This is a genomic window from Pseudoalteromonas sp. ABE4_541 (genome assembly GCF_056312285.1).
In genome coordinates this window covers 536363-563272 of sequence record NZ_JBSVEM010000001.1, presented here as the reverse complement: position 1 = coordinate 563272, position 26910 = coordinate 536363, and the positions used below count along the sequence as shown (strand labels likewise).

Genomic DNA, 26910 nt, shown 5'->3' with positions numbered 1-26910 from the left:
CGAATTGACTATGAAGTCACTCAGTTACATTTGAGACTCTAAATTTGTTTGCATCCTCTAGCAATGCTAGATTTTGCTGTTAGAACTCAACCTGTACGAGTGCCCACACAGATGATTGCTTCATATTTTTAAAGAACGTTTCGAAACTGTTTGTTGTTTCGAGGGATGTGCATTCTAAGCACTCCCGATTTTTTGTCAACACTTAATTCGAAGTTTTCTTAGTAAGAAGTTTCAAGTTTAAGTTTTACTTGACCCTGACTCGTTTCGTTTTCGCTTTAGTGCGTAGCGCTCCGTGTCAGTGGGGTCGCATTATAGGGCGGCGAATTAAAAGCGCAAGCGTTTTTCTTAAGAAAAACACACTTTTTTTAATCCTTTTTACCTATACACATTTGCACACCAAGGCCACACAACTTACCCACAAAAATCTGTGGATAAGTAACTCTTTGTCGGTGTTTAAAAGACTCTTCTTTTTATATGTGTTAGATTACGCGCCCTGATTTATTCGTTCATATATAAGTAGGCTTTGTAGTTATGGCTGATTTTTTAAACTTTATTAGTGGATTACTTTGGGGACACGTTCTCATCTATCTATTAATAGCAGCAGGTTTGTTCTTTACTCTTCGTTTAGGCTTCATTCAATTTCGTCAATTTCCATACATGGTCAAGGTAATGGCAAATAGTCGCAGTGGCGCTGACACTGGGATCTCCTCTTTTCAGGCTTTCTGTACTTCGTTAGCTGCACGCGTTGGCACAGGTAATATGGCTGGTGTCGCAGTGGCGCTTTATTTAGGTGGCGCAGGTGCCATATTTTGGATGTGGCTTATTGCACTTATCGGTATGGCAACGAGCTTTGCAGAAAGTGCTCTCGCTCAGCTTTATAAAACGAAAGATGACGAAGGTAATTATCGTGGAGGCCCTGCTTATTATATGGAATATGGTTTGGGCAAACGCTGGATGGGTGTATTGTTTTCCCTGTGTTTGATCCTTGCGTTTGGTTTAGTATTTAATGCAGTACAAGCCAATTCAATTGCCGCAGCGTTTGAAGTCGCTTTTAACGTTCCCAAGTACGTAATGGGCATAGTGTTAGTTATTGGTTCTGCATTCATCATTTTTGGTGGTCTAAAAACAATCTCTCGCTTTGCTGAACTTGTTGTGCCGTTTATGGCCCTCGCCTATTTGTTAGTTGCACTATATATATGTGCAACTAACGTAGAATTACTACCCAGTGTGTTCAAGCAGATAATCTACAGTGCTTTTGGTATTGAACAAGCAGGCGCTGGCGCAATTGGCTATGCAGTCACGCAAGCGATGATCCAAGGTATTAAACGCGGTTTATTTTCAAACGAAGCTGGTATGGGTAGCGCCGCAAACGCCGCAGCAACAGCAACACCTAACCCTAACCACCCAGCATCACAAGGTTATGTGCAAATGTTGGGCGTATTCGTCGATACTATTGTGATCTGTAGTGCAACCGCTGCGCTCATTTTATTATCTAATCAGCTTGTGCCTGAATCTGGCATTACTGGTATTGCGCTCACACAAGCCGCATTAGTTGAGCATGTTGGCGAATGGGGCGCGACTTTTATTGCGATTGCGATTTTGTTCTTTGCCTTCACTTCGATTGTTGCGAATTACTCATATGCGGAAACCAACTTAATGTTCTTGGAACATAACCATCAACACGGCATGCTTATTTTCCGTTTATGTGTGTTGGGCATGGTAATGTTTGGTGCTGTAGGAGAGCTAGGTATTATTTGGACCATGGCCGATGTATCAATGGGTATGATGGCGATAGTAAATGTTGTTGCGCTGTTCATGCTTTCTGGCTTTGTAATTTGGTTATATAAAGATTACAACCAGCAATTAAAGTCAGGGATAGAGCCTGTATTTGATCCTGATACGAACCCAAAAATGAAAAAAACGCTGCCTAAAGGGAGTTGGGTTAAATAGCCATATAATAAATTGACGCTTATAGGCTAACAAGCTCATGGGGTATTCATTTGCAATGAAGATGATTGCAAATGAATACCTTTTATTAGTTTGGCTTACCACCTTCGGGTGTGGACGTAATATTTAATCCGACAATAAGAAATTTGGCCTCTTCAGGCGCGACCGCTCTGTGCTCTACCCCTTTGGGCACAATAAACATATCGTCTGGAAGCAATTCAACTACTTGATCCCTTAGTTCAATATTCAACAACCCTTCATAGAGAATGAATAATTCATCTTGATCATCATGCTTGTGCCAGTTTGTTGCCCCTTGACCCTTAGCTACTTTATACAATTGGCCATTCGCTTCACCTAGTGTTTGCTGTGACCAATACTCATGCACTCCCGCAAGCGACTCGCGAATATTAACTTTACTTCTCACTTCTTAAATCTCATTTTTTGTTATTCAAAGTAGCGGGAAGCACTATCACTTCCCATTTAAGCCATTAAGGTTTTACGCGAGGTTTTGCATCAAACTCAGGAAAGGCAGGATACTCATTTAGTAATGTTTCGGCAGGAAAGGAAATCACAGTTCTTGCATTTACTTTAATCTCACCTTCTGTTTTGTCATCCAGCAAAATGGTTGCCAATACCAGACCTTCACCAAACTCTTCGTTACTTAACAAGCTCTGTAGTCTAAAACCATCATCGTCAGCAATTGCGGGAACACGTGAACGATAGTCAATCACAATTTCTCTTTTCGGCTTGCCGCGCTTATTGGTGACAAGAATATTGTAGTTACCATATAAAAGCATTTCACCCTGACGTGCTACACGACCAGAAAACTCACCACCAAGTGTCACACCTTGCGGATCTGTAATAGATAGACTGAAGCCACCATCTCGTACAATCCACCCCTCATCTTGCGCCTTCATACCTGTTGCTATATGTAGACGATACTGAAAATCCGGGTTTAAAGTAAAGGAGCCAAATGTTGCTCGATTATTGGCAACCAAATCCTCTACATTTAAGCCAAAACGTTCCCAGAAAAATGCTTTCGCTTCGTCTTGTACTTGTGCTATTTGTTCATCAGTGCGACCCATAATGACTTTTTGGAAAAAGTCACCGTCACATAGCAAGCCTTGACAACCAATCACACCAGGTCGCGGCTCAGGGTTATGCGCATCAATTGTTCCAGTACCCATCAATACCATGACAGACTCAAAACCATCGGGTGTAGTCACACCTTTTTTTGCCAAAGCTACATTGCTACACAAAGCAAAACATGATGCTGCCAATATAGTCAGCAATTTATTTGGATTTCTCATTTATACTCCTTTAATAGATTTTTCTTTTTTAGTTCAAATGGCTAATCGATTTCCGCCGTAACTTGATGCCGTTCAAAATAATGGACTTGTTTTAATAAGCGGAAAATTTCCACGGGTTTTTTCTCCCCGGGTTTTATGTATTTGGGAAACAATAATGCGCCGTCTATTGCGACGGTGAATGGTGTATCTGACTGCGAATAACCTATCACCTGCCCTTGTTTCACTAATTCAAAATTTTTTAGTCCAGGTTTTAATGAAATGTATTGCTCTGGATATGCTTCAATATGCGCCCAAGTCCACATGGGGTTCATTGAACTAGGGTGATGAGCCTGAATAGCCGCCCATTGCTCTACTGCCAAAAGTGCACGGCTTGCGCACTTAAGACCAAATTCTATTCCTTCTTCATCATATCCTTTTTGACTGATCTCTAAAGCGATGGATACACAGCCACTGTGCGTGCCAAATTCATCACAACGCATCCCTCCCATTTTTGCAGCCGTACTTTGCTTATGTGTGATAACAGGGATCGTTGGCGCGATAAAATTGGCAAACAAAGCCGCATTGTCATTGTAGTAATAAACAAAGAACGGGGAACTTGTTGGCTCGATTGTTTGATGAAAATCCAGCACAAATCTAGAGCGCTTTAAAATAGGCTCAATTTCTTTAGCCCTTTTTTGCTCAATACTCTCACCCTGTGTCGACATGTAAGAACGATTAATATCTCGTTCAACAAATCGCTTGCTTACTTTAGCCGCTTCAACGTTACCCAGTAGCAACGCAATACGCTTATTAACAACCAACGCACCGCTTGCGATTTGAGCACACAAGCGATTTAGAACAACGATGCCACCGACTTCGTCACCATGATTAAGCGCCAAGATTGTTAAATCTACAACATCATCTGTATTCATTGAGTCATGCGGTAAAATCAACATACCCCATGCATCTATTCGCCTAACTTGATAGGCGCCAAGCTTATGAGTATTCAAATTTCTTTCAAAAGTAGCTAATTCATCAACAATACGCTTATCCATAAGCCCTCTCGGAAAGTTTATCTATCATGCTATTTTTATTGGCGTCGAAATAAGATTTGGACACTTCATACAGATATGCGTCTAGTGGTTGCTTAAATATAGGGAGTTCATATTTGCATTCCGACAGTTTTTTTATACCCAAAAACTGTTTGAGTTTATTGGCCCCTACATTGGTTTTCGGGGTCTTAAACAGGATGCGCTGCAATGCAAAATGGTCAAAATACCATTGCATCGCCTTGATGTAAGAAACCTTGCCTATTCCCTTGCCTCGATATTCATTCGACCAGATGTTTGCATGCATTACCGCACTGGCATCACTGGCAATATCAGTAATTTCATGCACCCCAATTGCCTTACCGTCGATTTCTATTGTCACTAATGTGCATTTGTGCGGCATTTTGTCGAGTACGTATAATAGCTGCTCTTTCATTTTATGCGCCGCAGCCAAACGATTGCGGTCCACGCCAAGTACATCTAAAAAGGTATTACTTGGGTTGTGCCAATAATCTAAGTGCATATCTATATCGGCATGGTTGAACGCTCGTACATTCACTCGTTGCCATAAATTATCCATGGTATGTCCTTATTGTTTTGCCTTTTTATGCTGCTGTAGAAGAGATCACGGCATTAAGTGTATTGAAGAACTGACTAGGCGAATTCAAATACTCTAAATGCCCGCCTGGCATATTGATCTGTTGGCATTGTCGATGCTTTTTACTGCGCGTCATCCACATGTGTACCTCATCAGGTACAACGAGTGAATCATCTTCCCAAGCCATCGTATGAATTGGAATATCAAGCTTAAACTCGCTATCTATCTGCCAATCTTCTTTGCAACGAATGTCTGCGAGTAAATAAGGTAAAATCAACTCCATGAGCTTTTTGTTTTCAGCTTGCGCTGGACTCAAGTAACCCCTGCGCATAAATGTATCAAGTACCGCTGACATATCTGCAATATCTATCGTATTTAAAAGTTTTACTTTTTCTAATGCGCTGGCCGATAAGATAAGTTTCTTGGGGCTATTCACACTGTTTTTCTTGGCACACAATGCAGCTATTTCATAGGCTAAAACGGCACCAAAGCTATGGCCAAATATGACGGTTGGTAACTTGGGGAGGTCATCGATCGCTTTAACAATATGTTCAACTAAAACGTTAATATCAGTAATAGGGGCTTCCTTTATGCGTTCACATCGCCCTGGCAAAGAGACCGCAATAACGTCTACTTGGCTGCCAAGGTGTTTATGCCACTGAGTAAAGTCAACGTAACTTGATCCGGCATGGCCACAGCATATGAGCCTAACGTTCCCACTTTGCTGCTCAGCATTTAGAGGCTTTAACCACATTACATATTCCTTGTTATATAGCGCGCTAAATCAGAGAGTGTTTCGCAGCTGTAGTATTCTTGCATAGGTAAAGACAATGAAAATTGTTCCTCAATCTGGCTCACCAGCATGACCGCTTGCATTGAGTTTGCGTTTAAATTGGCGATACCTGTGCTTAAATTTAGTTCAGTGTGTTCATCCATTACGGTTTTAAACACGGCAACGAGCTTTTCTTCTATCTCCATGTGACATCCTAGTTTGCTTACAAAAATAAGTAGCGGCTCTGTGAATTAAGCCGCTATATTTGAATAGTTTAATTTCGATTATTTCTTCGAAAAATCAAAACCACTTAAGCTTGTATCAAGGATACGGTTATGGCTTTCATCTCTGTTACCTGATACAGAAATAACACCGTATTTTTCAAGCGATAGCTCACTGCCGTACTCAACGACCTTGTCGGTATCCGGATAAATTTTTACTGACGCAGGAACATAGCGTGCAGCAAAACCCAATCTTGTTTGGTCTTTTGTAATATTAGGCAAAGACGAGTGCATTAGCGTTGACCAGAATATAACGAATTGGCCCGCTTTCATTTTGATTGGCACAGCTTGAGATTCATTTGGTTTCCAATCAGGATCTTTTTGTAAATTACGATAGTCGTAACCAAAGAAGCCTCTTTTTACGCCGTCTTTTTCTAACGCATTCACTTCGTCTGGCGTATATTGCATCTCTTTCGACTCGTCATAACACATTTCTTCATGTGTACCAGGAATGAAGCATAAGCAACCGGCCTCTTCAGGCACATCTGTTAGTGCCGTCCAAACGGTGATCGCGCCACCAAAGTCGCTATCTCCAGGCCATTGGATCTGCGGCGCTCCCGATGCATGCGCAAATGTATCAGCCTGATGCCAATCTGTTCCCTCATCACCAGGATACTTAGGGAACATTTCAGAGCGCCAACAGATCAGATCCGGACCCAAAACTGAGTTTACTTTATTAACAATAATTGGATTAATAACGTGCTCACTAAGCTCATCAATATCCAAGTGGCGGTCATAACCTGAAACAACACTTGTATGCTCTAAATCATATGCTGCATTTTTTCTATCGAATAATTTCGCTCGAATTTTACGATATTTTTCTAGTATTTCTTCTCTATCGTATAAATCAAATGGACCAATATAGCCATTCTCTCTCATTTGCTTTAGTTCATCTTCCGTTAGATAAAAACTCATTCCGACCTCCTTATTTTTATGCATTAGCGCTTTGGTATAACTCAACCCAACCATTTAAAGTTGAATTAATCATTAATTCTGATGTTTCAACAGTACGTTCAAGTGCTTCTTCAACTGCCATTTGTAACTTAACTACCGCTAAAGAACTAATACCAGCAGAGAAAAAATCTGTATTTTCATCAATTTCTACATTATTGAATGTTGCTTTCGCTTGTTCTAAAACTATATTTCTGATTTCACTATTGCTATTCATATTAAACCTCCATAATTTCCTTTTTAGAAATTTTTCCATTCTTGTTTAAAGTTAAACTTTCTTTCACCTCGATATAATCTGGTAGCATATATTTTGATAAAAGAATGCTTAGATCCTTTTTAATATCTTGAACCTTTACGGGGGAATTAACAGTAACCAATACCGCAAGTGCATTACTGCCAATCAAATCTTTTTTAAGATAAACGAGTGCATTTTCGATATAAGGTAGTTGGTATAGCTTCTCTGTCACAAACTCCAAAGAAACGCGATACCCCCTAATTTTGACTAAATTATCTTCTCGCCCAACAAAATGGATAACGCCGTTTTTGCGTAAAACTTTATCACCCGTTCTGTAAATCAAACCTTCACCAATTTGTGCGTTGTAAAAAAATGCGCCTTTACTATCTCGCTCTCCCAAATAACCCAAAGCCACGCCCTCACCTAAGGCGTAAAGAATGCCAACTTCTTCTTCACCCACTGGTGCTAACTGATCATTTAGGATGGCAACATGAGTTCCTTTAATTGGGTTACCAATAGGCACATTGTCACTTGGCAGGTTATTAATATCCATTTCATAACAGCAGGTAAATGTTGTGTTTTCCGTGGGGCCGTAGCCATTGATAATTTTCAGTTCTGGGCACGCTTTAATCACGGCATTAATCACCGAACTACTTAATACATCTCCGCCAGCAAGAAGCGCACGTAGCCCTTTGAAGATAAATGGCTTATCAGCACCTATCATGTGAAACAACCCAGATGTAAGCCATGCTAGCGTTGCTTTTTTTGCGCCAAGGTTGCGGATAAACTTAGTTGGATTAAATTCAGGGCCATCAATTATCAATCGAGCGCCATTAAGCAAAGCTCCCCATATTTCAAATGTCGCAGCGTCGAATGAAATGTCAGCAGTCATGTAAATAGCGTCTTGTGGCACAATATTTACAAAGTCGGCATCAACAACCAAACGTAATATCGCTCTATCTGGTATTTTTACACCCTTTGGCGCCCCCGTAGATCCAGATGTGTACATCACATAACTACAGTCCTCTTTCGACCTTTGTGGCCAATTAGGCTCGCTACAAATAGGCGAATTACTAAGTAAATCAAAGTTGAGTACATCAATATTTGATAAATCTGAACACTCATCACTATCCGTGATCAGGTACTTCGCTTGCGTTTCTGCAATCATAAATTGCAGCTCGCTATGGCTGAGCTTATTAGAAACCGGTAAGTATGTAGCGCCCACCTTTAGGATCGCCAATATACTAATAATAAAGTCGGGTGAACGCGCTTGCTTAACAAACACAATATCGTGCGCAGCAACACCTTGCTGTAACAAAGTCCCTGCGACATGCTCGACATTTTTAGCAAGTTGTTTGTAACTAATTTCACGCTGTTCGGAATCAATTGCAATACGCTCTGGATGAGCTAATACAATGTCATTAAACCGCTTGATCACATTGCTGGATGAGAGTTTCATTTACCAAATCCTTTTTCACTTGCCTCAATAAAGAAGAGCGCCTACAAAATGCGTAATGATCACCATAATCAGCCTGAAGCAACTCGGCTTGAGGTAGGTATTCACATAGCAGTTCTGAAGGAGCTGTACCGACGTGTAAGTCCTGATCTGAGCTGTAGACATATGTTTGCTTTTTGATTTTGCGCGCACATGCCAAATAATCATGACTAATAAAATCAACGTAATTCAGTGCGTAACGATGTAACAGCACGCCACTAAAATAGGGCTCGTTAAAGTAACTCGCCTCTTTTGCAACCGGTTTGGCTGATTGCGCTCCACGCATTTTGGTACTCAATAAAGTACTCAACTGCACGCTTTTAGCCGCCATTTTTAATATGGTATCTACTTCATGATAATGCTCGGGCACAATCGCTTTGTCGCTTAACACATATTCGCCACAGACCAGATACAACGCTTGATAATTATCGTTTTGTGCAGCAAAGCTCAGGGCGACAGCCGCACCGGAGCAATAGCCCACCACATATGGGTCTTGTAGATCAAAATGAGACTGCAATGCCTTTAGATCTGACACATGCCCCTTCATGTTCACTGCGCTATCATCCACTTCATCATGCTCATCAAGAATGTGCCTGCTTCTCCAAGTAAACACATTGAATTGATCTTGCATTAACTCCATAAAGCTATGTGCAGCATCTAGTTTCGCACCAAACGGCAGCACCAAAATAATATTCGGTTTGGCAGGGTCTATCGTTGAGTGCGCACAATGAATAGGCATGCCTTGGTTATCCAACTTACTTTTGAACATATTAGGCATACTCAGTCAAATATCCGCCAGCCATCTTGTTTGATGAAAAACGAACCAATCGTTTTCCTCAACGAATCACAAGTCTGGATCCCGTGCATTTTTCGACAATTGAAAATACACAACTCACCCTCTTCAGGCTTTATTTCCATGTGATTATACTGATTAAGAAAGTCTAAAGCTTCAGCCTCATCTTGGTTATACAAGCTAATAAAATCATCTAGCTTATCTCGACTCGGCGGAATGTAATCCCACATAACAAATCCAGCATCGTTATCAGAATTTTTCACCGTAATAAATGCCGCTGTTTGCTTATAATTGTCTTTTATTGGCCACTGCTCTTTTGCTCTTGCATAAGCGATTGAATCTGCATGTGGAGGAAAGCTAAAGTGCTTTTCATTCGATGGTGGATATTCTCGTTGTGATGCGATCAACATTTCGCGTTCAGCTTCAACTTCAAGTGTTCGTGCGTTAAGGCCTTGCTCGAAAAATGTGTAATATTGTGTTTGTTTTAGCGCAGCATTAACCACTTTTGCTGAGTCAAAATAAATTTGAGAAGTTGCATCATACTCCTCGCTTGATGCGCGCTGTAGTTTTCCTAATGTCATGCCACTGGTCGTAATGCCACTGTAGTAACGGTGGTGATTCATATCTAATTCACTTTGTTGGCCCCACCAAGAACCGATCCCAGATTCTGTTTCTACTTTTAATAGAATGACATCGTGCTCAGATTCATGAACTAAGTTAAAGGCTTCTTCCAATGACAATTGCTTCTGTGAAACATTTCCCACTAAATCATAAATTCTTGCTCTATATTCCTTCATAACACTCTCTCTTTTATTACAGAAATTAGCTAAAAAACAATGATATAAATTTATTCATATCCTTAAATGTCATCTAAACCAAAAAAACAAAATTAAAAACAAAAACAAAGCCTTTTCACGTCAAAACTGGGCAATAAAAATCAAACCAAAATATTAATTTAAAACACACCCAAGAATTCTCGCATTTAAATTAGGCGCTAGAATGTACCTTTTAGGTAAAATTTTCAACTCGATTTATTGCAGCAAAATGAACTTAGCTTGAAGGTTAGAAATAAAAAATAAAAACCCAAAAAACACAACAAACCACATAAAACAAAAACAAAACAAACGCCGACAACCAACTGAAAACAAATAATTAAAACTCAGATCGAAACAGACTTTAAAACAACACACTATTGTTAAAAACAAACAAAAACCCGTTTTGGAAACATAAATTACCGATTTTAAAAACTCAAAACAAAACACATTAATTTGCAACAAAAGAAACAGAAAAAATTAAAAATCGAATTAATAAAAGTGATTGATATCCATTTTAAATGGCACAGACAGAAGATATAATTCACAACAATTGAACAATGAAAAATCAGGAGATGCAATTTAGTCAACATTTAAAAATTTATAAAAAGCAAAATAACTTTTTGTCATATGGTATTACAAATTTGATACACATCATTTACAGAAACAATTAAATGACAAGATGATGAAATATCTGTAATGCTTATACTGTCATAGCCCACTTTGCCCCTCATTCGCACTTAACCTTTTGTATTTTGTCGACCTACCAGTGAATTTGGGTGCTGAATTTAGATACAGAGAAGGAGTAGGTGAAAATCAAACACGCACTTTGCTCTTAAAACAAAGCGACTTTTCTCGCTGATATGGGATTACTGATGAAGTGTAATAAAAAAAGATTAGTTATGCTCCCGTCACCCTATCTAACAAAAAGCATTAAATTTTAGATAAATGCGCATTAAACATCCAAACAGACCGCTAAACTATTGCCTTTGAAAAAAAAATCATTATAGTGAGCAGCAAGTCGGCATATAGCGCAGCTTGGTAGCGCACTGTCATGGGGTGTCAGGGGTCGCAGGTTCAAATCCTGCTATGCCGACCAGCTTTTCCTTACCCTATTCAATAAGTTATATCATTTCCACGTCTTATTTTTCGCACTAAGCGTCAGCAATATCTAACTCTATATCGCACATTTATCGCACCATATTTATCTAAAATTATTTTCTCATTTTTAGGTTGGATTAGGAGTTGATTGGGGGGATATATAGGAAAACAGCTAATGGCACTTTACTTCACGCAGTAATCTCTAACTGGGTCTTCACATACTAGATGGGCTGTTGATAATGTAGGAGCTATAACACTCTACTATGTATGCAAAGGAAATATTTCTGAGATGAGTAACGACGTGACAAATAAATTGGAATTTAAACTCTATGAAAATCTGCCTTTTAAACAGTTGTTACAATTTGAAAGTGATAAAACTGTATATTTAGGCACCCCGTTCTATGGTTACTTTGGCCGCTTTTTTCTGCCTTTGCTTTATTTCATCACTTGATAACATAACTTTGGGCGTCGTACACAAGTATTCAGGGCGGTAGTCAAGTAAGCCTTCTAGGTATTCAGCTAGCGTGTCTTTTTTGTATTTGTAGAAAGTGCTTTTTGCCGTTTTTGTCAGTCCGTCTAACCCTTCGAGTGAAAAACCTATCAGCTCATCATTTATTTTTACCAGCTTTTCAAAAGCAGTGTCTTTATTTAAATGTTGCAAGGCAACAAATAGAATGAATGCTGTTTGTTAAAAAATAATCAGTATTGTGCAAGTCACAAACTTTGCTTATAGTGGGATTGCAAAACGTAAGGTATCAATTATTTATCAATCAGTTGGCATTCAATAATAACAACTCATATAAGGAATATGATTATGTCGGGCGACACAACTAAAGCCACCTTTGGCTCTATTCTAGAAAACCTCAAAGACACAGCCGTCGATTTTTCAACATTGACTGTAACAACTGCCACCGGCGATATTAACGCCGCACTTTCAAGTGAGGTAGAAGGTGATGATTTAAATAATGTGAACATGGAAGAGCTGTTCAAAAAAGCGGCAAAGGGTGAGATCACAAGCGGTATCACCATCGCTGCGATTGATAGCTATAAGTTAGACGGTGATGCTTTTATATTTAGAAGCAATACCGTGCCAAACGATGACATGAAAACACTTGAGCAAGCGCATAGTAATGCCGTGTTAGCGGGGCAAGCGCTCAGATCGGGGATTTTTGAAATTTTTAAAGACAGCATTCAAGGTTTGGTAAAAAAGTAGCAACGCCAAATCAATATATCCAATTCAGTGACTTAGATAAAGTTAACCAACACATAGAGCGACGATGCAAGGGATCAGTAACGCTGGGAGCGTACTTAAACTCGAACAAGAAATAGCCCGTGGTATTCAAGATGGTTATTTGCCGCATTTGCCAAATACTAAGCCAGGTAAAAACAAAATAGGCATGAATGATGAACTGCGCAAAGTGGTTATCGACAGGCTTGTACACCTGCAGTATTTGGATAGCCGAAGTAAAGTTTCTAACGCAAGGTTCACACAGGCCGTTCGTCAGCTGCAAAGAGAAGCTGGCCTGCACGAAGATGGTTGGTTAGGATTCCAGACTTGGCAGGCAATTCAGCAGGTATTTACCTTTGAAGAACCCACACAATTAGAAAAATGGCTAGATGATGAACGGCCCTGTGATTTTATGTTACGTGCCGCCTATGTTCGCCTACGTGCCCTAGGCATTATTGAAGATAGCCGAATGTTTTTTGCGCAGGCTGCGGTGAATGACAAAGATAACCCTCTGCCCGTCACCCAGCGCGAACAACAACTAAGAAGAACCACAGTGGATGCCGGTTTACGCAAATTCCATCAGTTACTACTTGCGTTGGCACTTGACGCACAAGATCTTCCTCAAGGTAATTCAATCACAGCCCCATTAATGGCGATGTTATTTGATCAAGATCGATTAGTTAAACTCGTTTATGAGCATCGCATAAAACTACGCGCACAGTTAATGAACGTGCCTTTGTATGAAGCGCAATCCGCAGATAAGCACGCGCCTGTATTGAGTCATGCATTGAGGTTTTTAGGCCATTTAGCGAAAATTGAGTTATGGCTGCACGGTTATCACAAAGGTAGTGACGACGACCCAGACAGTACCGTCATCAGCCCTGGTGATGAAAAGCTGATTATTTGCCGCACCTTGTCACAAAAAAGAACCAAGCTCGACAAACATGGCTTTAGCAGACCAAAAAGAGTTTCAAGTGCTGATAAGGTAAGACTCGGCGGCCTACTCTCATTAGCTCGCAGCTTTTTTAGAGAAGCCAGTGTTAATCGTCAGCGCATCGCCTGTTTACACTTGTCTTTAGCAAAAATGCGCCAAGCAATTTTTAATGGCCAAGTAACAAATGCACTAGTGATCATCGATATTTTAGTGTGTGCCCATGCTGAAGAAGAAGCTCTTGAGCCTTCACAACAAAGAGCCATAAACATGGTTAAAGTACTGAGTAATCAAGACAATAAAATTACAGATAAGGATTGGAAGTCTGTTGGTTTTGGTAACTTTTTACTCGATGGTGCCAAACGTATATGGCGCATAATAAAAGGCACGGTAGACTGGGTCGTCAATAAGGTGCGAACCATTGTTGGCAAACTCAGCGATACTGTGGTGCGGGTTTTAAAACTTGCTAAACAACTGGCCTTTAAAGGAATGTTGATTTTTGAGCGTGCAAGTGCCGCGATGTCAGAGGGCTTTAGTTTATTGTTTAATACACTTGTTTCTGGCTCCAATAAGCAAATAGCCATGAAGCGACAATGGGATATGGACTACTACGTCACGATTGACAAAAGCACAACTCAGCACACAATTGCGTCATTTGTGAGTGCGTTATCCATTAAAATTAAAGGCTTTGAATTTTCGGTTGTGCTTTTCAAACTCATTCATGACGTGATTACTTTGGTCAAAAAGCTGCTTGTGAATCCGATTTACGGCGGCCTGTCGTTATTTAGCTACCTTTTAACATTTGATGCCCATATTGATGAAAAGGACGCACAAATACTCCACCAGTCCTTAATGACGTGAGACGATAACAATATGGATAATTTAACAGCACGGTTCAAACATTGTGATTTAAGCCGCTTAGACATAGCGACAAGGGTCGACCAAGCGATAAATGATGGTTTCAGACAAGACGAAATCCTAGGCGTTTTAAACCAACTTGCCCTTGGTCTATCTGCAAGCAAAATTGTGCAACGTGTTGTTGATGCCCAAAACCTTTCAAATTTAGCTGCAAAAATGCGCGAACTTGAACTGGCGGATTATCGCTTAGCTTCTGAACAAGTACTTTCACAGCAATTGCAAAAAGGTCGCTCAGAGCAAGTATTACAAAAACTTGCTCATACTTTACGCCTCAATATTGATTTTCAATCTAAATACCCAAAAAAACTTGAGTTACCTTGTGAGCTATTTCTTAGCGAACGACTATATACACCTAATATGCTTAGAGATCTTAGACTACTATGTGAGTTGCTCTGGTATAAAAATTATCACAATTTAGAATTTGATTTAGAAGCAGAGCTACTTAATGAAGCAATTTCACCCGCTGTTATCAACGAATTTATAAGAACCTCTCAAACAGAAAAAATCACCACCGGCCATGGTAGTGATGAAGCATTGGCTTTACTGCGCAAAACCAAAAACCCGATTCTTTATCTGCGCTCATTTGAAGATGACCAAAAACAACCCAACCTGCTAGATAAAGCTAAAATAAAACTCGGCATGGGCACATCAGAAAAAACCATTGTCAAACAATTGCAAGCCCATGGCGAATTCATCGCACTGGGGGTACCCGGCGAGTCAGGGCAAAGAAAGGCAGAATCTGCGCGCTTATATCTTCCTCACGATAGCTGGCAGAATGTGGTTCGACACCTGCTTGTTAGAGCAAACAAAGTAATACTCAGAGTCAGTGACACCCCCGGCATATTGTGGGAGCTGAATGAATCATTAAAACTAGTTGAACCGCACAGACTTATTATTGTGACACCCCAAGCCAGTGAAGTTAAAAATCAAAGTTACCTCAAAGAGAGCATCATTCAAGCCATAAAACGCATTCATGGTAATGAGTTATCTAAAAACCACTGGCCAATGGTGTTAGCTTTTCAGGCAGATAAATTCCCCAAACATATAAGCAGCTACAAACACCTTCACATGGCGCTGTCGCACAGTGACGCAGAGCAACTCAACAAATTTTTAATCTAAGCTGATTGAGGTTCAGCGTTCCCAACCTCAAAAAAGCCAGCGCTAAACGTTTCAAGTACACCTGGAAACACATCAAACTTTAACCAAGCTCTGAGCAGTACTTCTTCTTTTGTTATTCCAGACATTTGTGCGTCATCAAGTAAATTTAACCACGCAAATCTATTAATATTATTAAATGGCTCTATTTCCTCCATAGGGGGTCCAAAATCTGGGAGTAAACTTGCTCTATCCTCATTTGAGGCCATATCTAAAGATTGAAACCCCGCTTTTTCTATTCCATGTTGCTTTAATTTTTCAATAAATTGCGCTCGGTTATTTGGTTGCGTTTTAACATCAACTAACAGCTGTTTGTAAATTTCATCATTCGTATCCAAACAGTGATAAAACTTATCAACCCCGACAAAAAGCATGGCCTTCAAACGCGCTTCTTGATTTATGATTGCCATATTTACTGAAGCAAGAGCATAATCAAACAATGCGTTAGCATCCTTTTTGCTAACACCTCTACTTATCAAATCATCCACAACGGACAGTTTGCAATCGTCAAGGTTACATGTAATACGAGGAATGATCATATCGAATAGTTGCGATGCACTCACCGGTAAATCACTTATCGTTTGTGTAAGCTTTTCCTTAATAACCTCTTTAAAGATGTCTTCACTTTTTAGCCCTTGTTCGCTACTCCTCAATATTAAAGCTGGTAAATCTAGCGCCTTAACTCTTGCCATATCTTCTAAATAAAGCGCTACAAACAACCTCTCTTCCAAATGCTCATCTTGATCATCTACCTGTGCCCCATTCTTTAACAGTAACCTAACTTTGGCTTGTTTTTCTTCAAGAATATCGTCTTCTTGACTTAATGCTGCCAGCAGTGGAGATAGCTCACCGTGATATTGATTTGGATCTGCCCCCTGACTCAGTAACACTTCCAAACTAGCACTGGTTGCTGCCGACGCTGCAATAACCAGTAAATCTATTGTTTCGTCATATATTTGTGCACTTAATTCAAGCTTTGCGCCGTATTCAAACAGCAGTTTGATAGTCTGTTTTTCTTGTTGCTTAATTGTCTCTAAACACGTCTCACCCATCGCCTCGATAAGCTCACTATTAATTCCTCGGGCAGCGATAAATAAAGGTGTTGCACCATTATTTGAAGGCGCATTGACATCGGCCCCCATGTCTAAGTACATTTTTACGAGATCGACACGCTTCAATATCAGCGCAGCCTTAAACCCATTCATGCCCTCTTCTGGAGAACTCACATCTTCAACATTGTGTTCAATAAGAAATTGTGACAAAGCCATATAATCATCACAGCCCGCCGCCAGCATTAAAAAAGGCGTGTCTGGTGAGTTTAATGACTGTAAATCAACACCTTTTTCAACTAACAGGCGCAAAAGTTCAATATGAGAATTAAAAATACATTCTCTAACAATCTCATTAATATAAGGTGACTCAAGTAGTGCGGGCCGATCTCCAAGTATCTTTAAAAACGCTTCTGTGCTTATTTCTTTGTGTCGGATAAGTGTGATTAACGCACTTTTTATTTTACTCGTGCTTTTATAAAGCATCGGCCCTATGGTTAGAGCCACAACTATCATGATCAATAGTATTTCTTCGCCTTGCATAATCACTTCCTTATCGACGTGTGTTGATGGTGCGCTATGACACTAATTTGCTCAAACGTTCAACGAGAGTAGTATTGGTCAGCAGTATTAACAAATACAAAATTGCGAATGTTAAAGGCACTAGTGTTTCCAGTGGACCCAAAGGAATGTGCTTTTTCCAGCTTTTACCCTCTCCAAGCGCATACCACTCGGCACGCCAAAACATCGAAGCGGGTAACTTTTCTTCTATTAAGCCAATCACTTGAAACTTAGCGGAGTTTAGGTTTCGATATGAGCGCAATAACACTGCCCACACAATACACATCAGTATTCCGGCAATGGAAAGTACATAATCATTATCTGATTTATTGGTAATAAAACCCACTATGGCTGTCAAAAATGCCGTGTTAAGTGTGGCAAAAAAAGTATTTGTCAGCCCTCGGCGGTTGCTTATCCGATCGGCCATTTCGACGTAAAGCTTATATTGCTCTAACAGATGATTTTGATAATGTGAGTCCGTATAGTTTTGTTCTGTGAGCGAATCGCTAAAAAGTCGTTTTTGTAATTCGTTGCCGTGCATACTAATCCTTTTACAAGTTACCATCCCAATTTACATTACCGCATAAAACAAAACAGTCAATCGATAATGGCATTGGCGACTAGGGTTAGTGAGCATTTTCTAAGCAGCGTATTTTACCACTTTCTTGAAATATAATATAAAATGCCATGGCGCTATTTTATTGCAAATAGCGCTTTGTTAATTTAAACGCATTTGTTAACGAGCTAATCACCAAACACCAATTTATTGTTATCTAAGTCTCGTACGTATGCTGAAAACTTTGGCCCCCGCTGCCTAGGCTCTCCTTCGCACTTTCCCCCAAGCTCCAGTGCCTTATAATAAAGCCTAGCAACCTCTTCGGCCGAGCCCACATTAAACCCTAGCATGGTCCCATTGCCATTCGTTGCTTGTTGTTCATCGAACGGTAGCGCAACAGCAAATGCGGCATCAACATCCTTGCCTTGCCAAAATGTCATGCGCTCATTTGCAAAAGTTTGTTTAAACTCAGTTTGCGCAAAAAGCGCATCATAAAAGTTAACTGCCGCTTTCATGTTGTTTGTACCAACAACAAAGTAGTTCATCTTCATTTTTGTGTTTCTCCATTAATTCTACTTACAAAATATATCCTATGATGCTGACAATGAATGTCAGTAGTAACAACACTTTCATTTCATACAACACTATGCCTGAAATGCGGTATTGACGACTTTTTGGTGGCTGACAGATACAAAAGTCGTTAGTATAGGGATTTTTGTTAATTATCAGTACGAAACGAAGACGCATATGAACTGTACAAGCTGTAACAACGGTAATTTAGTACCCAGCTTTATAGAGGGGTTATTCCGAGCCCACACCTGTGACCAATGCGGCGGTAATTGGATCCTCATCGTAGATTTTGTTTCTTGGAAAGAACGAAACCCACAGTATCAATTTACCTCCGATGTGAGCTTTGAAGCAGACGATGTAACCGACACAAAAGCAGCGCTCATTTGCCCTATTTCCCGCACCATCATGCGTAAGTTTAAAATCACCGCAGAGCATGAACACAGACTCGACTATAGCAGCGCCACAGGGGGATTATGGCTGGATAAAGGCGAGTGGGAGCTGCTCAAACAAGAAGGTATCGCTGGTTGTTTAAACGCCGTCGTAACGCAAAACTGGCAACGCTGGATAAGACAAGATAGTGCTAAGCAGACTTTTACCGATAGCTACCGTGCTAGGTTTGGTGATGACGTATACGAAAAGGTCAAAGACATGCGTATGTGGCTTTTATCGCAAGAGCAAAAAGCAGATTTAAGAGCTTACCTATTGGCTGAAGACCCGTACTCAGCTGAGAAGTAGATTTAAAAGAAACATTTATGCAAAAAGTAAATAAGCTCATAACTTATAAAGAATTTAGGCTTGTATTAATTCTAATAATCTCTCTAGCGGTTGCTATTTCTATAGTAATTGGGGGCCGACAATATCACCCTGTTTACCGTCCATTCGTACAAGATCTCCGACTCGTTGACTCGGTGCAAATTGCAGATGCCTTGGACCAAGAGCACCTTAATTATTATGCTGATGTTAAGAATCATATGCTTTATGTGGATCAATCTCAGTCTAAACAAGCGCGGCTCGCGCTGGCCAAAATCGGCTTGATTATCGAATACCCAACCATCACTAAACATAGTGACCTAAGTAAAGCATATGAAGCCTTTTTAGAACAACAAGAAGAAAAGCAAACGTTTGCTCCAATATGGGAGCAACCTTGGTTTATGCAATTTACTCAATTAATTTTAAGTGGACTAGTTTTGATAGTTTGGATATTAGCTGTAGTTCGTCCTGCCTTGCGTGAGCTTATTTATGGTAATGATGAATTAGAATAATAACCCTACAAAGCGCTTGGATTTTTACTCACCGACTATTCACGCAAACATATAAAAAAACCCCGAGCTTAGTCGGGGCTTTTGGTGCAGCTTATAAATATTAAACCTATTTGAATGCGTGTTCTAACGCCTCTTTTATCAATGCAGTTTCTTGCAAAATATCACCATGGTGACGTTCCTCAACAAGTTGTGTGGTTATCTTCTTACCAATAAACTCACGCACATTGTTATCTGCTGTTGCCGTTAAGATTTCAGTCCATTCATGCGCTAATTGCGTGGCCACATTCAAGTCAAACAAACCCGCTTTAAGTAAGTGCACTTGTGTGTGCTCAAGCGCACCACTTAGAGAGCATAAGTCCAACTGCCCATCGGCCTCACGCGCAAGTAGCATAGCTTCAACATTCGCTTTATCGTGACCAAGCTCCAGCATTCGCTCAACCAACTGTTGCTCGTTATCGGCTTCAAAGAGGTGGGTTAATTCTCTTAGTCGGCCTGATTTCACAATGGTATCTAACAACAATACGTTCGCTTTGGTGCCATGGTTATGCTCAAGGTTATAGGCTATCTCAAGGGCAATGTTGCCGCCAAGCGACCAACCCAATAAAGTCAGGTCTTCAAGCTCTATATTTGCTTTCAGTTCGGCGTAATAAACCTCTGCCAACTTATCGAGTTCACTGATTTTATCTGCTTTTAACAAGTTATAGTTATCAATACCAAAACAGTTAAACGACCCTGTCAGTTCATTGGCAAGGCCCTGATATACCTCACATCCGGCACTACCTGCATGGACCATAACTAAAGTTGGCAACCCTTCTTTAAAGGTATTTAATCGTTTAAGCAATCGGCCATCGCGGGTTTGATTGCGCAACAGGTTGGCAAGCCCTGCGATGGTGCGCTCGGTGAATAAGTCCGCAATCGACAAATCGCAATTAAGTTGCTGATTAATGAGCTTCATCAACTTGATGGCTGCGATTGAAGTGCCACCCAGATTGAAGTAATCGTCTTGAATACCAATTTGGCTACGTACTAAGGTATCTTGCCAAATGTCACACAACTTTTGCTCCAATGGGTCACGTGGCGCAACATAGCTGCTACCACCCACAAACTCTGGCTCTGGCAGTGCTTTTCGATCTAATTTACCGTTGGTATTCAGTGGAATACGGTCAATCAAGTTAATTGCCGATGGCACCATAAAATCAGGCAGTTGATCTTGCAACATTGCAATAATTTGCTCACCACTGAGTACGCTATTTGGCTGTGTTACCACGTAAGTCGCAATGTATTTACCCGCGTCATTTTCACAGGCAATCACTGCCGCTTGTTCCACGTCTTCAATGGCCGTTATTGCACTTTCAATTTCGCTTAATTCAATGCGAAAGCCACGAATTTTCACTTGATTATCATTACGGGCAATGTATTCAATGAGGCCATTTGGCAACCATTTTACAATATCGCCAGTACGATACATGCGTGTTTCTTCGCCTGAATGCTCATCAGCAAATGGATTGGCGACAAACTTTTCACGGGTCAACTCAGGGCGATTTAAATAACCGCGGGCTAAACCCAAACCGCCTATATATAATTCACCCGGCGTGCCTGCGGGTACAGGGTTGCCGTGCTCGTCTAACACATACAGTGATTTACCCATCAAGCCATGGCCAATTGGTGCGTTTGTCATGGTACTATCTAAATGGCAAACCGACGCAAACACTGTGGTTTCAGTAGGCCCATACACATGGCTAAGTTTAACTTGTGGCGTGGTTTGCATAAATTCGCTTACCACACGTAGGTTCACCGCTTCACCACCAAACAAAATATGCTTTAGTTGGCTATCTTTAAGGCAATCGCTGGCTGCCAAGGCATTAAATAAAGCGGTAGTCATAAAGCTGGCGTCAATCTTGTTTTGCGCTATGTATTGCGCAAACAATAACGGTGATAAGCGGGTATGCTTATCAGTCAGGTGAACACATAAGCCATTGAGCAAGCTGAACATGGCATCAAAAATAAAGCCATCAAACGCATACGATGACATGCTGACAATGTTGCTCACTTTGCTCGCATCAAGATAATTGTTATTTAGCGCAAACGAACTCACCGCGTGATGTTCAATCTCTACCCCTTTCGGTTGCCCTGTAGTGCCAGAGGTATAAATAACATACGCTAAATCGTGTAATTGGTTGTCTATATCAAGATCTGTGTCATTTTCGGCAACATCTTGCGATTCAACCAATACAACGGGCGCAGCACCACCGTCAAACCAAGCATGTACATCGTTTTCAAGCTCTGTTTCAGTGATAATAAGATTGACGTGAGCATCATCCAAAATAAATCGGGTGCGCTCCTGTGGGTTATCGGTCGACAGCGGTACATACGCCGCACCAGCTTTGAGCACAGCAAAGGTCGCCACAAGCATTTCGATACTTTGCGAACAATATAACGCAATCAGTGTATCTGGAGTGATAGCACAGTGATGGTGTGCTTCATAACGTTGACGAATGTGTCGAGCTAATTTATTCGCTCGTTGATTCAGCTCTGCATAACTCAACTGTTCATCATCACACACCACCGCCACTTTATCCGCATTTTGTGCCACTTGTTGCTCAAAGATACGCTGGATAGACAACGGGCTTTGCATTGCAACACGTTGCTCATTCCAATCATACAGCACACATTGACGCTCTTCTTCACTGAGCATGTCATAGCAATTTAAAGATTTGTTTGGGGCACTAAGCATACTTTCTAACAAGCGGATATATCGCTTTGCCATCGCTTCTATTGTCGGCCGTTCAAACAAGCTGGTGGCAAAATTAAATTGCAGGCTAAATTGCTCGGCTGAATCGTCCACCAGCAAAGTTAAATCATGCTTGGCCACATGAGCGTTCAATAGCTCACCCATTACAGGCTCTAAGGTCACGCCTTGTGTAGCAATAGCTTTTGCATCCACACTTTGCACGCTGAACATCACTTGAAATACAGGATGACGTGACGCATCACGCTCTAACTCTAGCAACTCAACCACACGCTCAAACGGCAGTTCTTGATGAATTTTTGCCTGCGTGACCAACTCATGTACTTGTTTGATAAACGCATCAAAAGAGGCGTTTTTATCGACATAGGTGCGCAGTGCCAATGAGTTCACAAAAAAACCAACCAAGGCTTGCACTTGTACATGATGGCGATTATCTGATGGTGTGCCGATCACAATGTCTTGCTGACCCGAGACACTCGCCAGCGTCACATAAAATGCGCTCAACATTACCGTGTATATGCTGGTTTGCTGCGCTTTAGCGCACTGACGAACAAGCTCAGATAGCTCTGTCGTTAATCCAATATCAATATTTTGCCCTTCATAACGCACATTTTCAGGCCTTACTTTGTCATAGGGTAATGCTAATGTTTCATGATCTTTTAATTGGCCCAGCCAATAATCTTGCAAACGTGTTAGACGCTCACCCTGTAAGTAGTCACGTTGCCAACTGGCATAATCTGCGTAACTAATGCTTAGCTCTGGCAACGTTAAGCGTTCACCCTTTAAATTGGCTAAATAGAGTTTCGTTAACTCTTCGGTAAACACAAAGGTCGACCAGCCATCAAAGGCAATATGGTGCCAAACAAACAATAAATAACGCTCATCACCGCTTTGAATGTGATACACACGCATGGGGCTTTCGTTGGCTAAGTCAAACGCGCTGTTAGCAAAGGTTTGCACAACATCTACCAATATTTCTGGCTCCGATAGCACATGTTTTTTAATCAACACAGGTGTATCTAGGACATGCTGGCTATATGTGTCTTCATCATTGGCTTTAAATACGGTGTTCAGCACGCTATGACGACTTACCACTTGATTTAACGCTTGCTGCAATAAATCAAGATTTAAATCATCACCCACTTTAAATAACGCGGGAATATGATAAGCACGTCCACCACGTTCAAAGGCATCAATAAACAACAAGCGTTCTTGTGCGAACGACAATGGCGGCATTGCCTGCTCACTGCGTGGGATCACCAACGCTGCTTGCGATTCAATTACCTTGGCAAGCTTAGCGACAGTGTTGTTTTTGAATAGCATTTCCAGCGGTATATCACGCTTAAGACGTTTGCGACTTTGGGCTGATAGCCTAATTGCGGTAATTGAGTTGCCACCCAATTCATAAAAATTATCATGTATGCCGACCTTGTCCACCATCAGCACTTCTTGCCACAACTGGCATAACTGGCGTTGCAATTCGTTTGTTGGTGCCACATAGTCACGAGTTTGCGTTTGCTCTGGTTTGGGAAGCGCATTTTGGTCAAGTTTGCCGTTTGCGGTCAGCGGCAGCTGCGCAAGCTCTGTAAAACTACTCGGCACCATATAATCGGGCAGTGACGCATCCGCAGTTTCTTTAAGAGACTGCACGTGAACTTGCGCATTTGGCTCACTCACCCAGTAAGCGCGTAAAACGGCCTCTTGCCCTGTTTTATCAGCGACCACCGCCACATTTTGCACACCCTTTGTGGCGCCGAGTACACTTTCTATTTCACCCAGCTCAATACGATAACCACGCACCTTCATTTGGCTGTCGTTACGTCCCAGATACTCCATCTCACCATTTGCTAACCAGCGAACTAAATCGCCCGTTTTATATAAACGTTGGTTTGCTGCCTCGCCTTGCTTGGCGAATAGATTAGCAATAAAGCGCTCCTCGGTTAAGTCATCACGGTTTAAATAACCTCGCGCCACGCCCGCGCCACCAATATACAACTCACCTATGGCACCCACGGGCACTGGCTGTAAACCTTCGTTGAGAACGTACAAAGTCACATTAGCATAGGCTTGACCAATACCATTCACTGTTTTGTTGGAGTCAACAAGCTTGTGCATCGCCCCCACAGTGGCTTCCGTTGGGCCGTATTCATCTATGATTTGCTCACTTACGCAAGCAAGCTTATCAATCACCTGCTTCGTCAGTGCTTCACCGCCGAGCATTAAGCGCTTAAGTATAATGCCGGAGTCAGCAAGTAGAATGCTTGCAAGACTTGGCGTGGTTTTTACAAAGCGAACTTGATTATCTCGAATATGCGCTTGATAGGCGGAGACATTGCCGATGTCATCTTGATAAATACACACCGTGCCACCTGCCATTAATGGGCAAAGCGTGGTCGTCACCGTTAAGTCAAAACAATAGTTGGTTGAAAAGTCTGTCACTTCTAGCGCATCACCCAAGGTTTGCTGCACGGCATTAAAGTAATTAAGCAACTGACCTTGCTCTATCATTACCCCTTTTGGTGTGCCTGTCGTGCCCGAGGTATAAATAACATACGCAAGACTACTTAGGCTTACGGCTGAGCGCTCAAATGTGGACGCTGTATCTGCGTGCTGCGCTTCTCTGTCACAAGCAATATGAGCGACGTCAGACTCGGTTAGCCAATCCGTTAGTTGGCTGTCAAATTGCGACTGCGACAACACTAATCGCGTGTTGATATCTGTGAGCATAAACAACACACGCTCTTTTGGCGCATCTGGAGACACTGGCACATAACCAGCACCCAGCTTCAAAACGGCAAACATGGCGACCAGTGTTTCAATACTAGGCTTTAGGTATAACGCCACAAGTGTATCAGGCTCAATGCTCAACCCTTGGCTTGCATAGTGCTGTTCAATTTTCGCGGCTAATGCATTTGCACGGTTATTCAACTGTTCATAACTTAAGCTAACACTGCCCGCTTTTAAGGCCACTTTATTTGGTGTGTTGCGCGCGTGTTGCTCAATGAGTCCAGCTGCATCTGTGTCTAGGTTATATGTTGCTTGGCTTTGCTGCCATTGCTCAGTTATTTGTGTTGTTTGTGCCTTATCGAGCAAACATAACGCGAGATGCTTTTTACTTGGTGAATAGCCCAGTTGTTGTAGCAAGCTATCTAACTGGGCAATTAATGCTTTGGCTTTGATAGCATCCAACCAATTAGCGCTGTAGTTTAGGGTAACCTCTAACTCCTCCCCTTGCTCCGTCGCTACAATTGATAATGGATAATCTATCTTCTCAACCACCTTTCTCATTTGCCATTTACGCGTGTCACCATGATGACTAATTGGGTAGTTTTCAAAGGTAAATAAGGTATGGAATAAACGCGTCCCTTTTGGCTGTAGCTCTGCCAAGGCGATACTGCTAGCACTGTTTAGCGAAGCAATCGACAGCTGGATCTGAGCCATGACTTGCTCACAGGTCGCGTCACTTGGCCACTCAACATGTAAAGGTAAGGTGTTGATAAACAATCCAACACTCTGTTCAATACCTTCAACTGGCAAGTTACGACCCGACACAACCGTGCCTACAATCGTTTGCTCATCGCCCGCATAAACTTGAATAAGCTTGTGCCAGCAAAATTGCAATGCCACATTAAGCGTTACGCCACTGTTTTGGCACATGGTTTTTAGTGCTTTGAAACGCTGGCCTTTGATAAGCAAATGCTGTGAATCAGGTTGAGTCACTTGCAACGGTGCAGACAAATCAAGGGGGGCGCTAAGCATGCCATTGATGTCGTTAGCACTGCCAAAGCGCTGCTTGGTTGCTTGCCAATATTGCTGCGTTTGTGCTTGCGTATCCTGATAGTACTGCTGAGTCGCTAAATAAGCCGTTTCAACTTGTACTTTAGGCGTTTCGCCTAAAAGTAATTGGTGATAGTACTCATGTACACTGCGCAGCAGTAAAGGAGCACTCCAGCCATCACTGATGCTGTGGTGCTCGGTTTTAAGCATAGTGTATAACTGCTCCGACTGCTTTATTAACGTGATACGCAGCAAACCCGGTTTGGATAAATCAAAGCCTTGTTGGCGGTCTTGTTGTTGTAACTCATCGATTTTTACATCGCGCTCTTGCGCTGGGTAGGCACTGAAATCAACAAACTTAAAATTGCTTTCATCTATGCTCGGTTTGGCTGTAACCACCTGCAATAAAGACTCGTCCCAGTTAAAGAAGGTGCGCAACGCTGGAAAGCGCTGCAACGTGAGTTGCCATGCCTTTTGATACAGAGGCACATTGATAGGTTCAAGGTAATCAAGCATCATCTGCACCCGGTACGCATCGTCATCCGGCTGATTCAGGTGATGATAAATAAAACCTTGCTGCAAACTATTTGCTGGACACACCGAAACAATGTTGTTCGCTGGCTTATTCAGGCTTTGCATAAAGCTTTTAAACGCCTGAGCAGAATCAATATTTTTATCGGTTAAAAACGACACTAACTCGTCTTTACTAGCCTTGATCTGTTCAACCAGTGAGGCTTGAGGAGATTGCTCTCCAAAAGCCAGTTTTAATTTTCCTTGCTCAGCCCAAATAGATAGGTTTTGCGCGCTAATTTCCTTCATTAATAACATCGC

The 26910-nt window shown here is 41.5% G+C and carries 22 protein-coding genes and 1 tRNA gene; 7 read left to right on the top strand and 16 right to left on the bottom strand.

The window, feature by feature from the left end; translation table 11 throughout:
- Positions 1-531: 531 nt before the first annotated feature.
- A complete protein-coding gene (locus ACW689_RS02620) occupies positions 532-1950 on the top strand; it encodes an alanine/glycine:cation symporter family protein (protein ID WP_476288288.1) in 1419 nt (472 codons plus the stop codon).
- 85 nt (positions 1951-2035) lie between these two features.
- Here ACW689_RS02620 and ACW689_RS02615 read toward each other — a convergent pair whose 3' ends face one another.
- The 11 genes from ACW689_RS02615 to ACW689_RS02565 all read right to left on the bottom strand — a co-directional run bounded on the left by ACW689_RS02615 (position 2036) and on the right by ACW689_RS02565 (position 10207).
- A complete protein-coding gene (locus ACW689_RS02615) occupies positions 2036-2371 on the bottom strand; it encodes a cupin domain-containing protein (RefSeq protein ID WP_476288286.1) in 336 nt (111 codons plus the stop codon).
- 64 nt (positions 2372-2435) lie between these two features.
- Positions 2436-3257: a hypothetical protein gene (locus ACW689_RS02610; RefSeq protein WP_476288284.1), complete on the bottom strand. Its 822-nt coding sequence runs from the start codon at positions 3255-3257 to the stop codon at positions 2436-2438.
- A gap of 41 nt (positions 3258-3298) precedes the next feature.
- Complete coding sequence (locus ACW689_RS02605; RefSeq protein WP_476288282.1) at positions 3299-4291, bottom strand: hypothetical protein; 993 nt, start codon at positions 4289-4291, stop codon at positions 3299-3301.
- Positions 4284-4865 (bottom strand): GNAT family N-acetyltransferase, encoded by a 582-nt coding sequence (locus ACW689_RS02600; protein WP_476288280.1) that lies wholly within the window; start codon positions 4863-4865, stop codon positions 4284-4286. Before ACW689_RS02600 ends, ACW689_RS02605 begins: the two co-directional genes overlap by 8 nt.
- A gap of 25 nt (positions 4866-4890) precedes the next feature.
- Positions 4891-5637: a thioesterase II family protein gene (locus ACW689_RS02595; protein WP_476288278.1), complete on the bottom strand. Its 747-nt coding sequence runs from the start codon at positions 5635-5637 to the stop codon at positions 4891-4893.
- Positions 5637-5861, bottom strand: coding sequence for an acyl carrier protein (locus ACW689_RS02590; RefSeq protein ID WP_476288276.1), 225 nt, complete (start codon positions 5859-5861; stop codon positions 5637-5639). Before ACW689_RS02590 ends, ACW689_RS02595 begins: the two co-directional genes overlap by 1 nt.
- 78 nt (positions 5862-5939) lie before the next feature.
- Positions 5940-6851, bottom strand: coding sequence for a chlorinating enzyme (locus ACW689_RS02585; RefSeq protein WP_476288274.1), 912 nt, complete (start codon positions 6849-6851; stop codon positions 5940-5942).
- Between the two features lie 16 nt (positions 6852-6867).
- On the bottom strand, positions 6868-7104 hold the full coding sequence (locus ACW689_RS02580) for an acyl carrier protein (protein ID WP_476288272.1): 237 nt from the start codon (positions 7102-7104) through the stop codon (positions 6868-6870).
- A 1-nt stretch (position 7105) separates the two neighbouring features.
- The gene (locus tag ACW689_RS02575) at positions 7106-8581 is read right to left on the bottom strand and encodes an AMP-binding protein (protein ID WP_476288270.1); all 1476 of its coding nucleotides are present in this window, start codon (positions 8579-8581) and stop codon (positions 7106-7108) included.
- Positions 8544-9386, bottom strand: a complete 843-nt coding sequence (locus ACW689_RS02570; RefSeq protein WP_476288268.1) for an alpha/beta fold hydrolase — start codon at positions 9384-9386, stop codon at positions 8544-8546. Before ACW689_RS02570 ends, ACW689_RS02575 begins: the two co-directional genes overlap by 38 nt.
- A gap of 11 nt (positions 9387-9397) precedes the next feature.
- A complete protein-coding gene (locus tag ACW689_RS02565) occupies positions 9398-10207 on the bottom strand; it encodes a hypothetical protein (protein ID WP_476288266.1) in 810 nt (269 codons plus the stop codon).
- A gap of 1037 nt (positions 10208-11244) precedes the next feature.
- Between ACW689_RS02565 and ACW689_RS02560 the strand changes: the two genes are divergently transcribed.
- A tRNA-Pro gene (locus ACW689_RS02560) sits at positions 11245-11321 on the top strand.
- Between the two features lie 387 nt (positions 11322-11708).
- On the opposite strand, the gene ACW689_RS02555 is transcribed toward ACW689_RS02560, so the two are convergent.
- Positions 11709-11984, bottom strand: coding sequence for a hypothetical protein (locus tag ACW689_RS02555; RefSeq protein WP_476288264.1), 276 nt, complete (start codon positions 11982-11984; stop codon positions 11709-11711).
- 153 nt (positions 11985-12137) lie between these two features.
- Here ACW689_RS02555 and ACW689_RS02550 point away from each other — a divergent pair, with 153 nt between their 5' ends.
- The 3 genes from ACW689_RS02550 (at position 12138) to ACW689_RS02540 (ending at position 15519) form a co-directional block, all read left to right on the top strand.
- Positions 12138-12536 (top strand): hypothetical protein, encoded by a 399-nt coding sequence (locus tag ACW689_RS02550; RefSeq protein WP_476288262.1) that lies wholly within the window; start codon positions 12138-12140, stop codon positions 12534-12536.
- 64 nt (positions 12537-12600) lie between these two features.
- Positions 12601-14343: a peptidoglycan-binding domain-containing protein gene (locus tag ACW689_RS02545; protein WP_476288260.1), complete on the top strand. Its 1743-nt coding sequence runs from the start codon at positions 12601-12603 to the stop codon at positions 14341-14343.
- 12 nt (positions 14344-14355) lie between these two features.
- A complete protein-coding gene (locus tag ACW689_RS02540; protein ID WP_476288258.1) occupies positions 14356-15519 on the top strand; it encodes a hypothetical protein in 1164 nt (387 codons plus the stop codon).
- Here the strand turns inward: ACW689_RS02540 and ACW689_RS02535 are convergent.
- From ACW689_RS02535 to ACW689_RS02525, 3 genes are all read right to left on the bottom strand, one after another.
- Positions 15516-17147 (bottom strand): ankyrin repeat domain-containing protein, encoded by a 1632-nt coding sequence (locus tag ACW689_RS02535; protein WP_476288256.1) that lies wholly within the window; start codon positions 17145-17147, stop codon positions 15516-15518. The genes ACW689_RS02540 and ACW689_RS02535 overlap by 4 nt on opposite strands.
- Before the next feature lie 34 nt (positions 17148-17181).
- Complete coding sequence (locus tag ACW689_RS02530) at positions 17182-17706, bottom strand: RipA family octameric membrane protein (RefSeq protein WP_476288254.1); 525 nt, start codon at positions 17704-17706, stop codon at positions 17182-17184.
- Between the two features lie 203 nt (positions 17707-17909).
- Complete coding sequence (locus ACW689_RS02525) at positions 17910-18272, bottom strand: VOC family protein (RefSeq protein ID WP_476288252.1); 363 nt, start codon at positions 18270-18272, stop codon at positions 17910-17912.
- A 196-nt stretch (positions 18273-18468) separates the two neighbouring features.
- Here ACW689_RS02525 and ACW689_RS02520 point away from each other — a divergent pair, with 196 nt between their 5' ends.
- Both ACW689_RS02520 and ACW689_RS02515 read left to right on the top strand, forming a co-directional pair.
- Positions 18469-19026 (top strand): TFIIB-type zinc ribbon-containing protein, encoded by a 558-nt coding sequence (locus ACW689_RS02520; RefSeq protein WP_476288250.1) that lies wholly within the window; start codon positions 18469-18471, stop codon positions 19024-19026.
- A gap of 17 nt (positions 19027-19043) precedes the next feature.
- On the top strand, positions 19044-19553 hold the full coding sequence (locus ACW689_RS02515; protein WP_476288248.1) for a hypothetical protein: 510 nt from the start codon (positions 19044-19046) through the stop codon (positions 19551-19553).
- 106 nt (positions 19554-19659) lie between these two features.
- Here ACW689_RS02515 and ACW689_RS02510 read toward each other — a convergent pair whose 3' ends face one another.
- Entirely contained in the window at positions 19660-26907 is a 7248-nt protein-coding gene (locus ACW689_RS02510) for an amino acid adenylation domain-containing protein (protein ID WP_476288246.1), read from the bottom strand.
- Between the last annotated feature and the right edge of the window lie 3 nt (positions 26908-26910).

Coding starts and splice junctions, on each gene's coding strand:
- ACW689_RS02530 (WP_476288254.1), bottom strand. CDS start 17,706: ATGCACGGCAACGAATTACAAAAACGACTTTTTAGCGATTCGCTCACA.
- ACW689_RS02610 (WP_476288284.1), bottom strand. CDS start 3,257: ATGAGAAATCCAAATAAATTGCTGACTATATTGGCAGCATCATGTTTT.
- ACW689_RS02510 (WP_476288246.1), bottom strand. CDS start 26,907: ATGTTATTAATGAAGGAAATTAGCGCGCAAAACCTATCTATTTGGGCT.
- ACW689_RS02595 (WP_476288278.1), bottom strand. CDS start 5,637: ATGTGGTTAAAGCCTCTAAATGCTGAGCAGCAAAGTGGGAACGTTAGG.
- ACW689_RS02545 (WP_476288260.1), top strand. CDS start 12,601: ATGCAAGGGATCAGTAACGCTGGGAGCGTACTTAAACTCGAACAAGAA.
- ACW689_RS02520 (WP_476288250.1), top strand. CDS start 18,469: ATGAACTGTACAAGCTGTAACAACGGTAATTTAGTACCCAGCTTTATA.
- ACW689_RS02580 (WP_476288272.1), bottom strand. CDS start 7,104: ATGAATAGCAATAGTGAAATCAGAAATATAGTTTTAGAACAAGCGAAA.
- ACW689_RS02540 (WP_476288258.1), top strand. CDS start 14,356: ATGGATAATTTAACAGCACGGTTCAAACATTGTGATTTAAGCCGCTTA.
- ACW689_RS02515 (WP_476288248.1), top strand. CDS start 19,044: ATGCAAAAAGTAAATAAGCTCATAACTTATAAAGAATTTAGGCTTGTA.
- ACW689_RS02550 (WP_476288262.1), top strand. CDS start 12,138: ATGTCGGGCGACACAACTAAAGCCACCTTTGGCTCTATTCTAGAAAAC.
- ACW689_RS02535 (WP_476288256.1), bottom strand. CDS start 17,147: ATGCAAGGCGAAGAAATACTATTGATCATGATAGTTGTGGCTCTAACC.
- ACW689_RS02575 (WP_476288270.1), bottom strand. CDS start 8,581: ATGAAACTCTCATCCAGCAATGTGATCAAGCGGTTTAATGACATTGTA.
- ACW689_RS02525 (WP_476288252.1), bottom strand. CDS start 18,272: ATGAAGATGAACTACTTTGTTGTTGGTACAAACAACATGAAAGCGGCA.
- ACW689_RS02600 (WP_476288280.1), bottom strand. CDS start 4,865: ATGGATAATTTATGGCAACGAGTGAATGTACGAGCGTTCAACCATGCC.
- ACW689_RS02565 (WP_476288266.1), bottom strand. CDS start 10,207: ATGAAGGAATATAGAGCAAGAATTTATGATTTAGTGGGAAATGTTTCA.
- ACW689_RS02570 (WP_476288268.1), bottom strand. CDS start 9,386: ATGTTCAAAAGTAAGTTGGATAACCAAGGCATGCCTATTCATTGTGCG.
- ACW689_RS02585 (WP_476288274.1), bottom strand. CDS start 6,851: ATGAGTTTTTATCTAACGGAAGATGAACTAAAGCAAATGAGAGAGAAT.
- ACW689_RS02605 (WP_476288282.1), bottom strand. CDS start 4,291: ATGGATAAGCGTATTGTTGATGAATTAGCTACTTTTGAAAGAAATTTG.
- ACW689_RS02590 (WP_476288276.1), bottom strand. CDS start 5,861: ATGGAGATAGAAGAAAAGCTCGTTGCCGTGTTTAAAACCGTAATGGAT.
- ACW689_RS02620 (WP_476288288.1), top strand. CDS start 532: ATGGCTGATTTTTTAAACTTTATTAGTGGATTACTTTGGGGACACGTT.